This window comes from Trichlorobacter lovleyi (assembly GCF_015239775.1).
In the GTDB taxonomy this organism is placed as follows: Bacteria; Desulfobacterota; Desulfuromonadia; order Geobacterales; family Pseudopelobacteraceae; genus Trichlorobacter; species Trichlorobacter lovleyi_B.
The window spans coordinates 2,040,673-2,058,508 of the sequence record NZ_CP058409.1 but is presented as its reverse complement, the minus strand read 5'-3'; the positions used below and the strand labels follow the sequence as shown (position 1 = coordinate 2,058,508).

Annotated in this window: 16 protein-coding genes; 12 read left to right on the top strand and 4 right to left on the bottom strand. The window is 54.8% G+C overall.

Annotated features, from left to right (window positions below):
• Positions 1-51: 51 nt before the first annotated feature.
• The 10 genes from pyrR to FY034_RS09450 all read left to right on the top strand — a co-directional run bounded on the left by pyrR (position 52) and on the right by FY034_RS09450 (position 9,966).
• On the top strand, positions 52-594 hold the full coding sequence (gene pyrR, locus FY034_RS09495; RefSeq protein WP_265549906.1) for a bifunctional pyr operon transcriptional regulator/uracil phosphoribosyltransferase PyrR: 543 nt from the start codon (positions 52-54) through the stop codon (positions 592-594).
• Positions 595-608: 14 nt separating this feature from the next.
• Positions 609-1,538, top strand: a complete 930-nt coding sequence (locus FY034_RS09490; RefSeq protein ID WP_265549904.1) for an aspartate carbamoyltransferase catalytic subunit — start codon at positions 609-611, stop codon at positions 1,536-1,538.
• A gap of 162 nt (positions 1,539-1,700) precedes the next feature.
• Positions 1,701-2,978 carry a dihydroorotase gene (locus FY034_RS09485; protein ID WP_265549902.1) on the top strand — a complete coding sequence of 426 codons (1,278 nt, stop codon included), beginning with the start codon at positions 1,701-1,703 and terminating at the stop codon, positions 2,976-2,978.
• A 24-nt stretch (positions 2,979-3,002) separates the two neighbouring features.
• Positions 3,003-4,124 (top strand): glutamine-hydrolyzing carbamoyl-phosphate synthase small subunit, encoded by a 1,122-nt coding sequence (gene carA, locus FY034_RS09480; protein WP_265549900.1) that lies wholly within the window; start codon positions 3,003-3,005, stop codon positions 4,122-4,124.
• A 21-nt stretch (positions 4,125-4,145) separates the two neighbouring features.
• Positions 4,146-5,072, top strand: coding sequence for a radical SAM protein (locus FY034_RS09475; protein WP_265549899.1), 927 nt, complete (start codon positions 4,146-4,148; stop codon positions 5,070-5,072).
• A 21-nt stretch (positions 5,073-5,093) separates the two neighbouring features.
• On the top strand, positions 5,094-5,558 hold the full coding sequence (locus FY034_RS09470) for a hypothetical protein (protein WP_265549897.1): 465 nt from the start codon (positions 5,094-5,096) through the stop codon (positions 5,556-5,558).
• Entirely contained in the window at positions 5,555-5,884 is a 330-nt protein-coding gene (locus FY034_RS09465; RefSeq protein ID WP_265549895.1) for a DMT family protein, read from the top strand. The genes FY034_RS09470 and FY034_RS09465 overlap by 4 nt, the downstream gene beginning before the upstream one ends.
• Positions 5,885-6,017: 133 nt before the next feature.
• Positions 6,018-9,266: a carbamoyl-phosphate synthase large subunit gene (gene carB, locus FY034_RS09460; protein ID WP_265549893.1), complete on the top strand. Its 3,249-nt coding sequence runs from the start codon at positions 6,018-6,020 to the stop codon at positions 9,264-9,266.
• 3 nt (positions 9,267-9,269) lie between these two features.
• Complete coding sequence (greA, locus tag FY034_RS09455; RefSeq protein WP_012470133.1) at positions 9,270-9,746, top strand: transcription elongation factor GreA; 477 nt, start codon at positions 9,270-9,272, stop codon at positions 9,744-9,746.
• 10 nt (positions 9,747-9,756) lie between these two features.
• Positions 9,757-9,966, top strand: coding sequence for a DUF1858 domain-containing protein (locus FY034_RS09450; protein ID WP_265549891.1), 210 nt, complete (start codon positions 9,757-9,759; stop codon positions 9,964-9,966).
• 77 nt (positions 9,967-10,043) lie between these two features.
• Here the strand turns inward: FY034_RS09450 and FY034_RS09445 are convergent, their stop codons facing one another.
• A complete protein-coding gene (locus tag FY034_RS09445; protein ID WP_265549889.1) occupies positions 10,044-12,041 on the bottom strand; it encodes an ATP-dependent helicase in 1,998 nt (665 codons plus the stop codon).
• A 308-nt stretch (positions 12,042-12,349) separates the two neighbouring features.
• Between FY034_RS09445 and ppk1 the strand changes: the two genes are divergently transcribed.
• Together ppk1 and FY034_RS09435 are read left to right on the top strand one after the other, a co-directional pair.
• A complete protein-coding gene (gene ppk1 / locus FY034_RS09440) occupies positions 12,350-14,569 on the top strand; it encodes a polyphosphate kinase 1 (RefSeq protein ID WP_265549887.1) in 2,220 nt (739 codons plus the stop codon).
• Positions 14,570-14,794: 225 nt separating this feature from the next.
• Positions 14,795-15,067 (top strand): hypothetical protein, encoded by a 273-nt coding sequence (locus tag FY034_RS09435; RefSeq protein WP_265549885.1) that lies wholly within the window; start codon positions 14,795-14,797, stop codon positions 15,065-15,067.
• 4 nt (positions 15,068-15,071) lie between these two features.
• Here FY034_RS09435 and FY034_RS09430 read toward each other — a convergent pair whose 3' ends face one another.
• The 3 genes from FY034_RS09430 to FY034_RS09420 are packed head-to-tail and all read right to left on the bottom strand — an operon-like array spanning position 15,072 to position 17,825.
• Complete coding sequence (locus FY034_RS09430) at positions 15,072-15,845, bottom strand: tetratricopeptide repeat protein (RefSeq protein ID WP_265549883.1); 774 nt, start codon at positions 15,843-15,845, stop codon at positions 15,072-15,074.
• A gap of 15 nt (positions 15,846-15,860) precedes the next feature.
• Positions 15,861-17,534, bottom strand: coding sequence for a sigma 54-interacting transcriptional regulator (locus FY034_RS09425; protein ID WP_265549881.1), 1,674 nt, complete (start codon positions 17,532-17,534; stop codon positions 15,861-15,863).
• A 36-nt stretch (positions 17,535-17,570) separates the two neighbouring features.
• Positions 17,571-17,825, bottom strand: a complete 255-nt coding sequence (locus tag FY034_RS09420) for a hypothetical protein (protein ID WP_265549879.1) — start codon at positions 17,823-17,825, stop codon at positions 17,571-17,573.
• Positions 17,826-17,836: the final 11 nt, after the last annotated feature.

Below are 17,836 nucleotides of genomic sequence, written 5' to 3'. Positions count from 1 at the left end.
TTTCCGTGCATGCGCGGAGGGACCCTTTTTTATTCTCCAGGGAGGGTTGCTATGGCTGGTGAGACGACCAAGACGGTTATTCTTGACAACAGCGGTATCCGGCGGGCTTTAACCAGAATATCCCATGAGATCCTTGAGAAAAACAAGGGGCTCTCAGATGTGGTGCTGGTCGGTATTCAATCCGGTGGAGCCTATCTGGCCCGCGAGATTTCGCTTTGTATGGAGATCATTGAAGGTGAGCGGGTACCGGTAGGATCAATTGATATTACGCTGTACCGTGATGATATCAAGCAGCAGGCCCCCCATAAGTCAGTTGGCAAGACCGATATCTCCTTTTCCCTGGAAGGGAAGAGGGTGGTGCTGGTGGACGATGTGCTGTTTACCGGCCGAACCATCCGGGCTGCCCTAGATGCCTTGATGGACCATGGACGCCCCTGTTGCATTCAACTGGCAGTGCTGATTGATCGCGGCCATCGAGAACTGCCGATCCGGGCTGATTTTGTGGGGCGTAACGTCCCCACCAGTCTGAAGGAAAATGTTGAAGTTACTTTTGATGATAAACAGCAGCCGGTTGAAGTGGTTCTTGAAAAATAAACAGGGGAGGGACCATGGAATTCAAGCATAAGGATATTATTGCACTGCGTGACCTGAGCAAGGAAGAGATAGAACTGCTGATCTCCACTGCTGAAAACATGCGTGAGGTAAACAGCCGGGATATCAAGAAGGTGCCGACCCTGCGAGGGAAGACCATCATTAACCTGTTCTACGAATCATCCACCCGTACCCGTACCTCGTTCGAGATTGCCGGCAAGCGGCTTTCAGCTGATACGGTCAATATCGCCCCCTCCAACAGCTCTGCCACCAAGGGGGAGACCCTGGCTGATACCGCTCTGAACCTGCTGGCCATGAAGCCGGATATTATTGTGATGCGCCATGCGGTCTCGGGCTCACATTACTTCTTATCCAAGAAGGTTGGTTGCTCCATTATCAATGCCGGTGACGGTGCCCACGAGCATCCTTCCCAGGGGCTGTTGGACATGCTGACCATCAAGGATAAGTTTGGCAGGCTGGATGGACTCAAGGTGGCAATGGTGGGCGATATCACCCACAGCCGGGTGGCCCGCTCCGACATCCAGGGGCTGACCAAGATGGGCTCCTCCATCTTCCTGGCCGGTCCTCCCACCATGATGCCGCCAGGCGTGGAGCGGCTGGGTAATGTGACGGTTTGTGGCACCATGAAAGAGGCGATCCAGGATGCAGACGTGGTGATCATGCTGCGGATTCAGCAGGAACGTCAGGGCAAGACCCTGATGCCCAATACCCGTGAGTATTCCCGATATTTTGGCCTTAATCCTGAGAACCTGAAACTGGCCAAGCCGGATGCCATGGTGATGCACCCGGGCCCGATCAACCGCGGGGTTGAGATGTCCTCCTATGTGGTGGACGGCAGCCAGTCCCATGTGCTGAAGCAGGTGGAGAACGGTGTTGCTGTCCGCATGGCGATGCTGTATCACGTCTGTGGCGGCGAACTGGAATGATGCAGCCCTTTTTTTTTGCAATCTCGGCGTTGTGCTGTGTGATTGCGTGCTCAACGTACTGTAAGGTACGCCTCCGCCGCAATCCCTTGCACGCCTTGACCTTGCGAAAAAATGACTGCATCAGTACGACGTTTGTTAACTTACTTTTATGAGGTGATTTATATGAATCTTCTGATCAAAGGCGGCAGAGTGATTGATCCCAGCCAGGGGATTGATGATACCCTTGATGTTGTGGTGGAAAACGGTCTGGTTAAAGAGATCGGCAAAGGCCTAGCCGTACCAGCCGCTGCTGAGACCGTTGATGCCACGGGAAAGTACGTGGTTCCTGGCCTGATTGACATGCATGTGCATCTGCGCGACCCGGGTCTTGAGTATAAAGAAGATATCATCTCCGGCACCAGGGCGGCGGTAGCGGGCGGTTTTACCTCTGTCTGCTGCATGCCCAACACCAAGCCTGCCATTGATAACAAGGCGATTGCTTCCTACATCATTAATAAGGCCAAGACTGAAGGGGCATGCAATGTCTTTCCAGTTGGAACCATCACCCAGGGGATGCACGGTGACCGTCTGGCTGAGATGGGGGAGCTGAAAGAGTCCGGTTGCGTGGCGGTGTCTGATGATGGCAAGCCGGTCAAAAACTCTGAACTGATGCGGCGTGCCCTGCAGTATGCTGCCGGTATCGGCATTATGGTCATCTCCCATGCAGAAGAGCTGGAGCTGGTGGGTGAAGGGGTGATGAACGAGGGCTTTACCTCAACCGAGTTGGGTCTGAAGGGGATTCCCCGGGTGGCTGAGGATATTGCCACTGCCCGTGAAATCATGCTGGCTGAGTATGTCGGGGCACCGATCCATATTGCCCATGTCTCCACCAAAGGTGCCGTGCGGATTATCCGGGAGGCAAAGGCCCGTGGAGTCAAGGTAACCTGCGAGACTGCTCCCCACTACTTTACCCTGACTGATGATGCGGTACGGGGCTATAACACCAACGCCAAGATGAACCCGCCCTTGCGTGAGGCTGATGACGTGGCAGCCATCAAGGCCGGCCTGAAGGACGGCACCATCGATTGCATCGCAACTGACCATGCCCCCCATCATCTGGATGAAAAGGATGTTGAATTCAACGAGGCCATGAACGGTATTGTGGGGTTGGAAACCTCGTTGCCGCTCTCACTCAAACTGGTGGATGAAGGGCTGCTGACCCTTGCTCAGCTGGTTGAAAAAATGAGTTGCAAGCCATCAGAATTGTTGGGTCTTGGTCGTGGTTCACTTAAAGCGGGCAGCGTGGCTGACATTACCGTGATTGATCCGGCTAAGCAATGGACTGTGACGGAGTCGGCTCTGGCCAGCAAATCCAAGAACTCGCCCTGGCTGGGGGAAACCATGACCGGTGCAGCAGCATGTACTGTGGTTGGTGGTAACGTCGTATTTTCCGGTAGATAATCAAGAATTCAGGAGTACAAACGCATGAAAGCAATCCTTGCGCTGGCTGACGGGCGCATCTTTGAAGGCAAATCATTTGGGGCCGGTGGTGAAGTGACCGGTGAAGTGGTCTTTAACACCGCCATGACCGGTTATCAGGAGGTGCTGACGGATCCCTCCTACAAGGGGCAGATGGTCACCATGACCTATACCCAGATCGGCAACACCGGCATCAACCCTGAGGATATCGAGAGCCGCGGCCTGTTCCTGTCAGGTTTTATTGTGCGGGAGTATCTGGACTTTCCTTCCAACTTCCGTTCCACCATGACTCTGGATGCCTATCTGAAAGAGCATGGTGTGGTTGGTATCCATGGTCTGGATACCCGGGCCCTGACCCGCCACCTGCGGGATAAGGGGGCGCAGAACGGGATCATCTCCACGGTGGATTTTGACCATGCCTCGCTGGTGGCCAAGGCCAGGGCCATACCCAGCATGGCTGGCCTTGATCTGGCCTCGGGTGTCTCCTGTGACAAGCCGTACCACTGGACTGAAGGTGCCTGGAAGTTGGGCGAAGGCTACCCCCAGGTTGATCCCGCTACCTTGAAATACAAGGTGGTAGCCTATGACTTTGGCATCAAATACAACATCCTGCGTTGCCTGGTGGATGCCGGTTGTGATGTGACCGTGGTTCCTGCAACCTTCCCGGCTGAAGAGGCGATGGCCATGAACCCTGACGGCATCTTCCTGAGTAACGGCCCTGGAGACCCAGAACCGCTGCTGGCCGTGCAGCAGGAGATTCGTAAATTCATCGGCAAAAAGCCGATCTTCGGTATCTGCCTGGGACATCAGCTATTGGGACTGGCCCTGGGAGGTAAGACCGTCAAGCTGCCGTTCGGCAACCATGGCTCAAACCTGCCGGTCATGGATATGTCCACCCGCGTTGTGGAGATAACCTCTCAGAACCATGGCTTTGCGGTCGATCTCGCATCGCTGGGTGATGTTGCCTGCTTGGGACATGAAAACCTGAATGATCAGACCGTGGAGGGGATCAGTCATTGTACGCTGCCGATCTTCTCGGTTCAGCATCACCCCGAGGCGTCACCCGGTCCCCATGATTCCCAGTATCTGTTTGGACGGTTTGTTGAAATGATGGTGCAGCATCGTTAGGCAGGCCTTAGTTAAGTATTTATGCAATACCACGCTCTTTATCAATCAGGCGAACTGCTGAATCGCATCCGTGAGGGGTACCGCAGGTTGCTGTCCTGCGATCTCTGTCCCCATCGCTGTGGCGTCAACCGGATCAAGGGTGAGCAGGGCAGGTGTCGCAGCGGGCTCCAGCCGCGGATCGCTTCAGCCAATCTGCACCGCGGGGAAGAACCGCCGATCAGCGGCAGCAGGGGCTCCGGCACAATCTTTTTTTCAGGCTGTACCCTGCGCTGTCTCTTCTGCCAGAACTTTCCGATCAGCCAGCAGGACAACGGCGAGAGCATCAGCACGGCAGAACTGGCAAAGCGGATGCTGGGACTGCAAAAACGTGGGGCTCACAACCTGAATCTGGTGACCCCCACCCATTGGCTGCCTCAGTTTCTGGCAGCGCTCTGGCTGGCTGTTCCACAGGGGTTTAGCCTGCCGATAGTCTGGAACTCCAGCGGCTATGAGACCGTTGAGGCGTTGCAGCTGCTGGATGGGGTGGTCAGTGTCTATCTGCCGGACATGAAGTATGCCGATGATGCTCAGGCCATTGCCTTGTCCGGCGCACCAGGCTATACGGCCATCAACCGGTCTGCTGTGACAGAGATGCTACGCCAGGTGGGACAGCTACAGGTTGATGAAAACGGGATCGCGGTGCAGGGGCTGATCATTCGCCACCTGGTGCTGCCACAGGCCAGGGCTGGTTCAGCCGAGACCTTGCCCTGGATAGCCGGACAGCTGGGACCGGAAACCCATATCGCCTTGATGAGCCAGTATTTTCCTGCCTGGAAAGCCACCTGTACAGACGGGATTAATCGTGCCCTAAGCCACGATGAATATGATGCAGCAGTTGCGGCGCTTGAAGAGGCTGGCCTTGAAAACGGCTGGGTGCAGGAACTGGATCAGGAGCGGGAGCATATTTAGATTTGCCGGGAAGAGGTTTTCGTGAAAGAACTACTCAATACCTGTGCAAAAATTGAAAGAGCGGTCAGCGATCTCTACTTTCAGTTCGGGCAATTTTATGCTGAATCCCCACAACTTTCAGAGCTGTGGCAGAAGACAGCCCGGGAAGAGCTGAACCATGAACAGCAGTTCCTGATGGCCAGCCGGCTCTATTCGTCTCAACTGACACCTGATGCCTCAGTCAGTGTTGAGCGCTTGAATAAGATCCTTGATGCTGTTCGCGGGGTGCATGACAAGGTTTTGCAGGCACCGCCAAGCCCGGAACAGGCGTTGAAACTGTCAATCAGCCTGGAAGAACAGCTGGTTGAAACACACCTTAAGGCAGTGCTCTGTTTTGATGACCAATCGGTTAACGGTCTTTTTAAGGCCATGATGGCAGCCGACCATGAACATGTGGCAGCATTGCAAAAATATCTTGCTACAGGTGAAATAACCGAACCGGCATGAGAACCGTTGCCCTGCTGTTTATCTCAAATATTTTCATGACCTTTGCCTGGTATGCCCACTTAAGGAATCTGAGCAACCGGCACTGGTTCATTGCAGTTCTGGTCTCGTGGGGGATCGCGTTCTTTGAATACCTGGTGCAGGTGCCGGCCAACCGGATCGGCTACCACGGCACCTTCAGCCTGGCACAGCTGAAGATTACCCAGGAAGTGATTACCCTGGCTGTGTTTGTCCCGTTTGCTATACTGTATATGGGCGTTCCGCTGAAACTTGATTACCTTTGGGCCGGCTGCTGTCTGGCCGGAGCAGTCTATTTCATATTTCGCTGAGAAATACGTTCTTTTGCCCGTCTCGGCGTTGTTCCGTCTGACTATCTGGTGCGCTGTCTGCCTCTGCATAGTCACACAGCCGCCTTGGTCTTGACGAAACAATCGTATTTCTTAATTTAGCAAGGAGTTGTACATGCCTAAAAGAACAGATATCAAAAAGATCCTGATTATCGGGGCAGGGCCGATCGTGATCGGCCAGGCCTGTGAGTTCGATTATTCCGGTACTCAGGCCTGCAAGGCGCTGAAAGAGGAAGGCTACGAGGTGGTGTTGCTGAACAGCAACCCGGCCACTATCATGACCGACCCTGATTTTGCCGACCGCACCTATGTCGAGCCGGTCACCCCTGAGATCCTGGCCAAGATCATTGAAAAAGAACGTCCGGATGCCGTACTGCCCACCCTGGGGGGGCAGACCGCCCTCAACACAGCGGTCAGTGTGGCTGAGATGGGGATACTGGACAAATTCGGGGTCGAACTGATCGGCGCCAAACTGCCAGCCATCAAAAAGGCTGAAGATCGTACCCTGTTTAAACAGGCCATGGAAAAGATCGGCCTGTCGGTGCCCAAGTCCGGCCTGGCCCATAACCGTGAAGAGGTGATGGAGGTCATCAAACAGGTTGGCTTCCCGGCCATTATCCGTCCTTCCTTTACCCTCGGCGGCACTGGCGGCGGCATCGCCTACAACATGGAAGAGTACGAACGGATGGCTATGGTGGGGATTGACGCCTCACCAACCGACGAGATCCTGGTGGAGGAGTCGGTGATTGGCTGGAAGGAGTATGAGCTGGAGGTGATGCGTGACACCGCCGATAACGTAGTGATCATCTGCTCCATTGAAAACTTTGATCCGATGGGGGTCCATACCGGTGACTCCATCACCGTTGCCCCGGCCCAGACCCTGACCGACAAGGAATACCAGATCCTGCGGGATGCCTCGTTGAAGATCATCCGCGAGATCGGTGTTGATACCGGTGGTTCCAATATCCAGTTCGGTATCAATCCCCGTGATGGCCGTCTGGTGGTCATCGAGATGAACCCGCGGGTCTCCCGCTCTTCGGCCCTGGCTTCCAAGGCCACCGGTTTCCCGATCGCCAAGATCGCTGCCAAGCTGGCAGTCGGCTACACCCTGGATGAGATCCGTAACGATATTACCCGCGAGACCCCGGCCTGTTTTGAGCCGACCATCGACTACGTGGTCACCAAGATCCCGCGCTTTACCTTTGAAAAATTCCCGGCAGCTGACGCCACCCTGACCACCCAGATGAAGTCGGTGGGGGAGGTGATGGCCATTGGCCGGACCTTCAAGGAATCGTTCCAGAAGGCACTCCGCTCCCTTGAGATCGGTGTCTGCGGTTTTGATTCAAAATTGTTTGATCTTGGCAGTGAGACCCGCCGATCCCTGACTGACCATGAGCAGCAGCTGTTGCTGGAGAAACTGAGCGTTCCCAATGCAGACCGGCTCTGGTATCTGGGGGATGCCCTGCGCAGCGGTATGACCGTTGATGAGATATACAAGCACACCGCCTTTGATCCCTGGTTTGTGAATAACATGCGCCAGATCATTGAAAAGGAAGAAGAGCTGAAAAGACTGCATCCAACTGCTGTTACCCGCGACCAGCTCTATGAGGCCAAACAGTACGGCTTCTCCGACAAGATGCTGGCAAAGCTCTGGAAGATCAACGAAGACCAGGTGCGTGAGCTGCGCTGGAGCCTGAAGGTACGTCCGGTATACAAACGGGTGGACACCTGTGCCGCCGAGTTTGTGGCCTATACCCCCTATCTTTATTCAACCTATGAGGAAGAGTGCGAGGCAGAGGTAACTGACCGTAAGAAGATCATCATTCTGGGGGGCGGCCCCAACCGGATCGGCCAGGGGATCGAGTTTGACTACTGCTGTGTGCATGGGGTCTTTGCCCTGGCAGAGGATGGTTACGAGACCATCATGGTCAACTGCAACCCGGAGACGGTCTCCACCGACTACGACACCTCTGACCGTCTCTACTTTGAGCCGCTGACCCAGGAGGATGTGCTGGAGATCGTGGCCAAGGAAAATCCGGTGGGGGTGATCGTGCAGTTTGGCGGTCAGACCCCGCTCAAGTTGTCAGTGGCCCTTGAAAAGGCCGGCGTGCCGATCATCGGTACCAGCCCGGATGCCATTGACCGGGCTGAGGATCGTGAGCGCTTCCAGGAGATGCTGCACAAGCTGAACCTGCTGCAGCCTGCCAACGGTACGGCCCGTTCCTTTGAAGAGGCTGAAGAAGTGGCCAACCGGATCGGCTACCCGGTGGTGGTACGTCCCTCCTATGTACTGGGTGGTCGGGCCATGGAGATCGTCTACGATGTGGAGAACCTGCGGCGCTATATGACCACTGCGGTCCAGGCCTCGCCTGAACATCCCATCCTGGTGGATAAATTTCTGGATGCTGCCATTGAGATCGATGTTGATGCCCTTTGCGATGGCAAGCAGGTGGTGATCGGCGGGATCATGGAGCATATTGAAGAGGCTGGTATCCATTCCGGTGATTCAGCCTGTTCCCTGCCACCGTACTCATTGTCCCAGGAGCTGATTGCCGAGGTACGCCGCCAGACCGAGGTTATGGCCCTGGAACTGAATGTTATCGGTCTGATGAACGTCCAGTATGCAGTCAAGGATGGCACCATCTATATCCTTGAGGTTAACCCCCGTGCCTCCCGTACCGCTCCGTTTGTCTCCAAGGCCACCGGTCGTCCGCTGGCCAAGATCGCTGCCCGGATCATGGCGGGCAAAACCCTGGCAGAGCTGGGAGTCTCCGGTGACATTGTGCCGGATTACTTCTCTGTCAAGGAAGCGGTCTTCCCGTTTGTCAAGTTCCCCGGTGTGGATACCATCCTGGGGCCTGAAATGAAGTCCACCGGAGAGGTGATGGGGATCGGCGACAGCTTTGCCGAGGCCTTTGCCAAATCACAGCTGGGGGCCAACGTCAAGATGCCGCTTTCCGGTAACGCCTTTATCAGCGTACGGGATGGAGATAAGAAACATGTTGTCACTGCTGCTGAAAAACTGTATAAAGCCGGATTCGGCATCCTTGCAACCGGTGGTACGGCATCATTCCTTGAAGAAAAAGGTATTCCGGTGCGTCGGATCAACAAGGTCATGGAAGGCCGCCCTCATATTGTAGATGCCTTGAAAAACGGTGAGGTGCAACTGGTGATCAATACCACCCAGGGAGCCCAGGCCGTGGCTGACTCATTCTCAATCCGTCGTGAAGCCTTGATGCACAGCGTTGCCTATTACACCACTGCCACCGGAGCCAATGCCGCTGTCGATGCCATTATTGCCCTGAAAGGGCAGGAACTACGGGTTAAGCCGCTGCAGGACTATCTTTGTCAGGAGCAGAAGTAACCGATGTCAAACAACATACCACTAACCAAAGAGAGTTATGAGGCACTTCAGGAAGAGCTGAAGCGTTTGATTCGTGAAGAACGTCCCAAGGTGATTCAGGATATTGCTGAGGCACGCAGTCATGGTGACCTTTCTGAGAATGCCGAATACGATGCTGCCAAAAACCGTCAGGGGTTTATTGAGGGCAGGATTCAGGAGCTGCAGGGCAAGCTGGCACGTGCCCATGTGGTTGACCTGACCGGACTCAAACCGGATAAAGTGGTCTTTGGAGCCACGGTTACCCTGTATGACACGGCATCTGAAGAGGAGATTACCTACAAGATCGTTGGTGAAGACGAGGCTGACATCAAATTGGGCAAGATCTCCTGCACCTCACCGGTCGGCAAGGCGCTGATCGGACATAAACTGGATGATTCCGTCAAGGTGAAGGTGCCGGCTGGCACTAAAGAATATGAAATTATCGAGATTAAATACGAGTAGGGGGTAGGGTATGGCACAGGCAATAGCTAAAATCACCAAAGATATGACGTTTCTTGAAATGTTGCGGACCTATCCTGAAACAGCCAAGGTTCTGAAGAAGTACAACCTGGCCTGTGCCGGCTGTATGGGGGCCCAGAGTGAGCCGATTGACCTGGGGGCTATTAATCATGGCCTTGACCCGGAGCAGTTACTGGCGGATCTGAACGCTGCGGTAAAGTAGAACCGTTTCCACGCAAAAGTAATTTCAGGATAAACTGCTAACGCCCCTGTGAGCCAATCTCGCAGGGGCGTTGCTTATTACAGGTTCTGCATCCTGGCAAAAAAATCCATCCCCATATCAACCGGTTCTGCCTCTTTGTGTTCCGCATCCCCACCTTCAAACAGCTCGGCCGGGATTTCGGCCAGAAACCTGCTGGGCTGGCGCTCCTCCCAGGTTCCGTATTTACGGCGTTTCAGGCACCGTGAAATGGTCAGGCGCTCTCTGGCACGGGTAATCCCTACATAACAAAGCCGCCGTTCCTCTGCCACCTCAGGGTCTTCATCAATGGAGCGGTGGTGGGGCAGCAGCCCTTCCTCCAGGCCAACCAGAAAGACCTGGGGAAACTCAAGGCCTTTGCTGGCATGCAACGACATCAGGGTGACGGCGTCCTGGGGCTGATCAGTATCGGTTTCCCTCCGGTTGTCTTCCAACAGGGCGATCCGCTCCAGAAAGTCCGCCAGCCCTGCCGTCGGGTTCCGCTCTTCAAAACTGGCCAGGGCATTGATGACCTGTTCAATGTTTTCAATCCGCTTGCGGGCCTGCAGCGGGTTGTCGATGGTACGATACAGTTCCTGATTGATTCCCAACCTTTTGAACAGGGCCGTAATTTGGGGCGCCATGGAGCTGTTGGTAAAGTCTGCCAGTTCCTGTCTGATCATGGCATGAAAGCCATTCACGGCCTTACGGGTTGCCTCGCTGAGCCCTTCAATCTGATCAGCCATGCCCAGGGTGTCGTACAGCGACAGATTGTGTTCCAGGGACCACTGCTGCAGGCGTAGCAGGCTGGTACCGCCGATTCCCCGTCTGGGAAAGTTGATGGTCCTGACCAGGGCGGCCTCGTCCCGTGGGTTGGCCAGTACCGCCAGGTAGGAGAGTGAGTCTTTCACTTCCTTGCGCTCAAAGAACTTCTGGCCACCCACCAGTACGTACGGAACCTCTTCCATCCGTAACGCCTCTTCAAAGGCACGGCTCTGGGCGTTGGAACGGTACAGGATGGCAAAGTCGCGCCAGGGACGCTTGTCACGGTATTGCGCCAGTTGGAGCTGCTCCACCACCTGGCGGGCCTCTTCGTCATCGGTGTCAGCCACCAGCAGGTTGATCAGTTCTCCTGTGCCGGAAGCGGTCCAGAGCGCCTTGTCACTGCGTTTGCTATTGTTGCGGATCACGGTGTTTGCCGCATTCAGGATGGTGCCGGTGGAGCGGTAGTTCTGTTCCAGCTTGACCACCTTGCACCGGTCACGCTCAGAAGAAAAGTTGAGGATATTGGCGATGTCTGCACCGCGCCAGCCATAGATGGCCTGATCATCGTCACCCACCACACAGAGGTTGCCGTGGCTTTGTGCCAACAGCGAGATCAGTTTGTACTGGCCGGCATTGGTGTCCTGGTATTCATCCACCATGATGTAGCTGAAGCGCTGTTGCCAGTGCTGGCGGACCTCGGGCAGTTCTTCCAGCATCCGTACGGTCAGCATGATGATGTCGTCAAAATCAATGGCATTATAGGCCCGCAACAACTGCTGGTAGCGGGGATAGGCCGCTGCCGTGACCTGTTCAAGCGGGTTGGTTGACAGCTTGGGATACTGCTCAGGTGCAATCAGGCGGTTCTTGGCCATGGAGATCTGCCAGCGCACCATATCCGGTTGAAACTGCTTGGTGTCGATGTTCAGGTCTGAAAGGGCCTGGCGCACCACGCCGGCCTGATCACTATCGCTGTAGATGGTGAAGTTGGGTTTGTAGCCCAGTCTGCGGATATCGCGGCGCAGGATACGGACCCCCAGCGAGTGAAAGGTGCTGATCAGCATCCCTTCCGCCTTGGCGCCTGCTGCCCGTTTGACCCGTTCCTGCATCTCTTTGGCAGCCTTGTTGGTAAAGGTAACGGCTAGGATCTGATCTGCCGGGACTTTAAGCGTGGCAAGCAGGTGGACGATCCGGCTGGTAATGACCTGGGTCTTGCCTGATCCGGCGCCGGCCAGCACCAACAGGGGGCCTTCAGTATGGTGTACGGCAATGAACTGTTCTGGGTTGAGCTGTGACATGGGGTAGCTGATGTACCACAGAACCGGCCTGGTAGCAACTGCACAAACTGAGCCTCGTGTAAAACTACTGCAGAAGCCGTCTACTGCGTTACACGGTGCTTGTTTCTTCGCCTAACGGGATGTTTTTTCTCAGTCGCTGCGCGTCGTGCGCCCTGTATCAGGCCTTTCTTATAGCCTTGTGCACGGGGCTCAGCAGTCAGTCAGTTTGTTGCATGATTGTAACTGTAGTGTAGAATCAATCAGAGTATAACCATCGGAGGTGGCATGTGACTGCTGCTCGCAAGTTTGACAAACATAAGGGGAAGAAGATGGATCAGGTACACCAGGGTGGTGAAGCAGCCCCTGTAAAGAAGGCGGCTCAGCCACGACGTCGAGCCGTTAAAGCGGTACCGCCAACGGATAAAGTGACTGAAGTGCAAAGCTTTGACCTGGATGACAGCCAATGGTATCTGAACCGTGAGCTGACCTGGCTGGCCTTTAACCGGCGGGTGATGAGTGAGGCCTCAGACCCCCGCACGCCGTTGCTGGAACGGGTCAAGTTTCTGGCCATAGTCGGTGCCAATCTGGATGAGTTTTTCATGAAGCGGATTGGCGGTCTGAAGCAACAGCTTGCAGCAGGTGTGCAGGAACTGACCATTGACGGGCGTACACCCCGCCAGCAGTTGCAGGAGTGCCATGTTCAGGTCCGCACGCTGGTCACTGATAAAGCCGTCTTGTACCGGCAGTTGGTGCAACTGCTTGACGAGAAAGGCATTGAGGTGGTGGGGTGGAAAAACCTCTCCAGCCGCGAACAAAAGGCGTTACGCGAGCTGTATGCACGTGACATCTATCCGCTTCTGACGCCCCAGTCAATTGACCCGGCCCATCCCTTTCCCTTTGTCTCCAATCTTTCGCTGAACCTGCTGGTAACGGTACGCTATCCCCGTGAAAAAGATGTTTCAATGGCGCGGGTCAAGGTGCCGCTTGGCTCCGGTGTGGCCCGTTTCATGCGGGTCGGCAAAGGGGAACGCTTTGTGCCGCTGGAAGAGGTGATGGCGGCAAATCTGGATATGCTGTTTCCGGGCATGAAGGTGGTTTCCTGTGAGCTTTTCCGGGTGACCCGAAATGCCAATACAGAGAAGGATGAAGAAAAGGCTGACGACCTGGTGGCGATGATTGAATCAGAACTGCAGGAACGTCGCTTTGCACCGATTGTGCGGCTTGAGGTGGTGCCCGGCATGGATCCGGTCCATAAAGGCCGTCTGGCCGCAGAGCTGGATCTTGATGAGGCCAGTGATGTGTTCGAGGTGTCAGAGATGCTGGGGATGCGTGACCTGTTTGAGATTGCCCGCTTGAACCATCCCAAGCTGCATGACCCGCCACATCACCCGGAAGACCATCCCCAGTTGATGTCATCACGCAACATCTTTCATATCATCCGCAACAGCGGAGATTTTCTGGTCAAACATCCGTATCAGTCATTTGCCAGTTCAGTTGAGCGTTTTCTGAATGAGGCAGCCGATGATCCCAAGGTCTGCGCCATCAAGATGACCCTCTATCGCACCTCAAAGGAGGGGAGGTTGATAGAGTCGTTGGTGCGGGCGGCTGAGAACGGCAAACAGGTGGCGGTGGTGGTGGAGTTGAAGGCCCGCTTTGATGAAGCAGCCAACCTGAGGATTGCCGAGCGGATGGAAGAGGCCGGCATCCATGTGACCTACGGGGTGGTGGGGCTGAAAACCCACTGCAAGGTGATTCTGGTGGTGCGGCGTGACTATAACGGCATCCGGCGTTACGTGCATATCGGCACCGGCAATTACCATACGGATACGGCCCGGCTGTACAGTGACCTGGGGTTGTTTACCAGTGATGATGCCATTGGCCAGGATCTGACCGAACTGTTCAACTACCTGACCACCGGCCTCTCTCCGAAACGGACCTATAAAAAGCTGCTGCCTGCCCCCAAGCTGCTGAAGCGCTCTCTGCTTGATAAGATTGAACGTGAAATTACGCTCCATCAAGAAAAGGGTGGGGGGCTGATTCAATTCAAGATGAATGCCCTTGATGATGGCGACATTGTGAAAAGCCTGTATCGGGCCTGTCAGGCCGGTGTCAGGGTTGATCTGTATGTCCGGGATTCGTGCCGGTTCAGACCAGGGGTGCCGGGACTTTCCGATACAGCCAAAGTGGTCAGTATTGTCGGGCGTTTTCTGGAGCACAGTCGTCTGTACTATTTCAGAAACGGTGGTCAGGAGGAATATTTTATCGGCTCCGCCGATGCCATGAAGCGGAATCTTGAGTCACGGGTTGAGATACTGGTACCGGTTGAGTCTCCGGTATTGCAACAGCAGTTACGTGAACTGCTTGATGCCCATGCCGCTGACCAGCGCTATGCCTGGGAGATGCAGGCGGATGGGAGCTATCAACAGCGTCAGCCGGTTGATGGCCAGGAACAGGGCGGGTTGCATCAACTCCTGATCAGCCAGGCCAGTCAGTCAGCACGGGAGGCACAACGCCTGAAACGTCGGGTGACCAAACTGTTAAGCAGCTGATGTCTGTTGCAGTTGCGCTACTAATTAGGCGTTGCATGAGCGTGCAACGCCTAATTAATTGATATTTATAGGGAATGCCATTTTTGCGGATTTGTGTGTTGCAACTGCATCATTGCTTGTCGGGAGGGTGTTTCTTGTAACCTGCTGATTTTTAATTGTTTTTGTTTGTTGGCATATTTCCTGCTTTTAACCGTCTAACAAACGGTAGTGTTGCAGGAGGCAGCTATGAAAGCAAAAACCAATTACAGCGCAATCACAGGAATCGTTTCCATCGGGCAGACTGACGTTGCCAATGTGGTGTCGTTTGCCGGTGGTGATGCCCTGCTCAAACAGTCCGATGCCCTTTTTGACGCCGGTCAGGAACAGGATGCACGGGTTGCGATAAAAGAGGCGCTGAAAATAGCCCTGCAGCGTCTTGATGCAGTGCACGGCACCGGAGCAACAACACAGGCTGAAACAGCAGATCAGGCTCTGCCAATTGGCTGTGAGATTGCCTGAACAGTTAGCGCAGATTAAACCGATCCAGCAACTTGCCCCATACGCGGCTCATCCAGCGCCCCAGTTTGATTGAAACCCGCTCAAGCCAGGTCTCTTCTCCCCGCATTTTCTTCAACACCAGTGCCATGTTCAGCCGTGTCTCATAATCCTGCGGATTCACGGTCTGGGCAAGGCGCAACCACTGCAGGGCCCCTTCATAATCTGTCAGCATAGCCAGCGAGATCCCCAGCTGCCGCATGGAATCATAATCCTGATCGTTCAGTGCCAGTGCCTTGCGGAACCAGTCCAGTGAGTCTCTGTCCTCCCCCAGTTTTGAGAGGGAAACACCGATCTGACGCATTGCATCACTGTCTGAGGCATTAACTGAGAGAGCCTGTTCATAAAACTTGATGGCCTTGCGATCCCGGTCAAGTCGGGAGTGGGCAATCCCCATGCAGCGCAGGGTGTCGCCATCGCGGGGTTCAACTGCCAGCACACGGTCAAAGGTCCGCACAGCTGACCAGACTTTGCCGTTCATCAGCTGCCAGACCCCCACCACCCGCATCAGAAACAGGTCATCGGGCGCCAGATTGAGTGCTTCGGTGAACAGGCGGCCCTGTTCCTTGCTGTTGTGGTCAAGGTAACCGGCTGCTTCAGCCTGGAAATAATGATGGTAGGCCGGATCATCCTTGGCTGCCTCCAGGGCTTCCAGAATAGCGGTTTTTCCTTCTTCAATCCGGCCAAGGTCAAACAGGGTATCAATGGCGTGTGCTTTGTGCTGCAGGTCTGCGCGTGTCAATCAGCGTACCCCCTCTTAAAACTCCTTCACACCAAGCCTTTTCATCCAGCGCCAGAGGGTTGTACGGTCGATGTTCAGCTCCCGTGCAACTTCGGCCCGATTACCGCTGTAGCGGCTTAACAGGGCGTTCAGGTCTGCGGCGGTCGGGATCTTGCCGGAACGGCGCGTGTTCTGCGCCTGCTCGTGGGATTGACCCAGAAAGTTGGTTGGCAGGTGATCCAGAGTGATCTCTGTTCCACGGCAGAGTATGACTGACTGTTCGATCAGATTCAAGAGTTCTCTGACATTGCCGGGGAAGGAGTGGGTAAGCAACAGTTTCAATACTTCTGGAGAAACGGAACGGACCTTTTTGTTGTAGGTGAGGTTGAAGCGCTGCAATGCCATATCCACCAGGAGGGGGATATCCTCGCGGCGGTCACGCAGGGGAGGGATGTTAAGGGTGACAATATTGATTCTGAAGTAGAGATCCTGCCGGAAGGTACCTTCGGCCACCATCTCTTCCAGGTTACGGTGGGTTGCCGTAATGAAGCGGACATCGGCCTTGATGGGTGAACGGGCGCCCAGGGGTTGGAACTCGTGGTTTTCCAGGACGCGCAGCAGTTTTACCTGCAACGGTAACGGCAGGTCACCGATTTCGTCCAGAAAGAATGTGCCGCCGTTACACAGTTCAAGCCGTCCGGGACGGTTCTCGGTGGCACCGGTAAAGGCCCCTTTCCGGACACCAAAGATCTCTGATTCAAGCAGGGTCTCAGGCAGGGCACCGCAGTTGACAATCACCATCGGGCCTTCGCGGCGGGGGCTCAAATCGTGGATGGCCCTGGCAAACAGTTCTTTTCCTGTACCGCTTTCACCGTTCAGAAAGACGGTTGCATTGCTGGCAGCAATATCTTCCATGACATCGAACAGGCGTCGCATGGCAGGGTTACGGCTCACCAGACTGCGGAATGAGTATTTTTCGCGAATTTCTTCCTTGATGGCGGTAATCGGCGTCAGGTCGCGGACGGTTTCCACCCCGCCCATGACATTGCCGGCTGCATCATAAAGCGTCGAGGCACTGACCGAGATCAGCTTCTTGCGGCCCTTGCGGTCGCTGATTTCCACTTCCCGCTGGATGGATTGACCGGTGGCAATGGCTTCAACCATCGGGCAGGCGCCGGTGCAGGCCTCGGATTTAAATATCTCATAGCAGGGTCTGCCGATCGCCTCCTGGGCGGAAACCCCGGTAATCTCTTCGGCAGCCTTGTTAAAATGGGTGATGTGCATCCCTTCGTCAACCGTAAAGAGGCCATCGGCAACACTGTCCATGATTGCGTAGATACGCTTCATACTGCGCAGCGTCTCAACCCCGCCAATCGGATTGCCTTCATCGTCGTACAGGATGGAGGCACTGACTGAAACCGGAATCAGTTTGTCTTCAGAGTTTTTGATGGTTACTTCGCGGTTGGTAACCGGCTTGCCTTTTTTTATCGCCTCACGCACCGGGCAACCGTTGTCACAGACCGAGGTGCGGAAGATCTCATGACAGGGACGGCCGACAGCGTCTTCTCTCTTAATGCCGGTCATCAGCTCTGCAGCACGGTTAAAGGCGATAACGCGCATATCACGGTCTACAGTGAAGACACCATCTGCCACAGAGTCCATAATATGACTGAAATATTTAAGTTGTTCGCAATTGTCTTTATCAGCCATGGTAATGACGGTTCCCTCCGGGAACGGATCTTACATTCAGCAGGTCGCTGCCTGGTACAGTTTCTGGTTGGTGCGGTTACGGATGATGCGAAGGGTGAGTACACCTGCCACGGAAAGACAGCCACCGACACAGAGGAACAGATAGCCCAGGGTGTCTGCAGTACCCAGACCAAACAGATCTTTGCTTTTCAGTACCAATACCATGAAGAGACCACTGAAAATACCAAGTCCACCAACGATATACAGGATAAAGGCCAGTATGGAAAGTATCAGAGACAGATCCTTTTTCATACGTTTTTAAC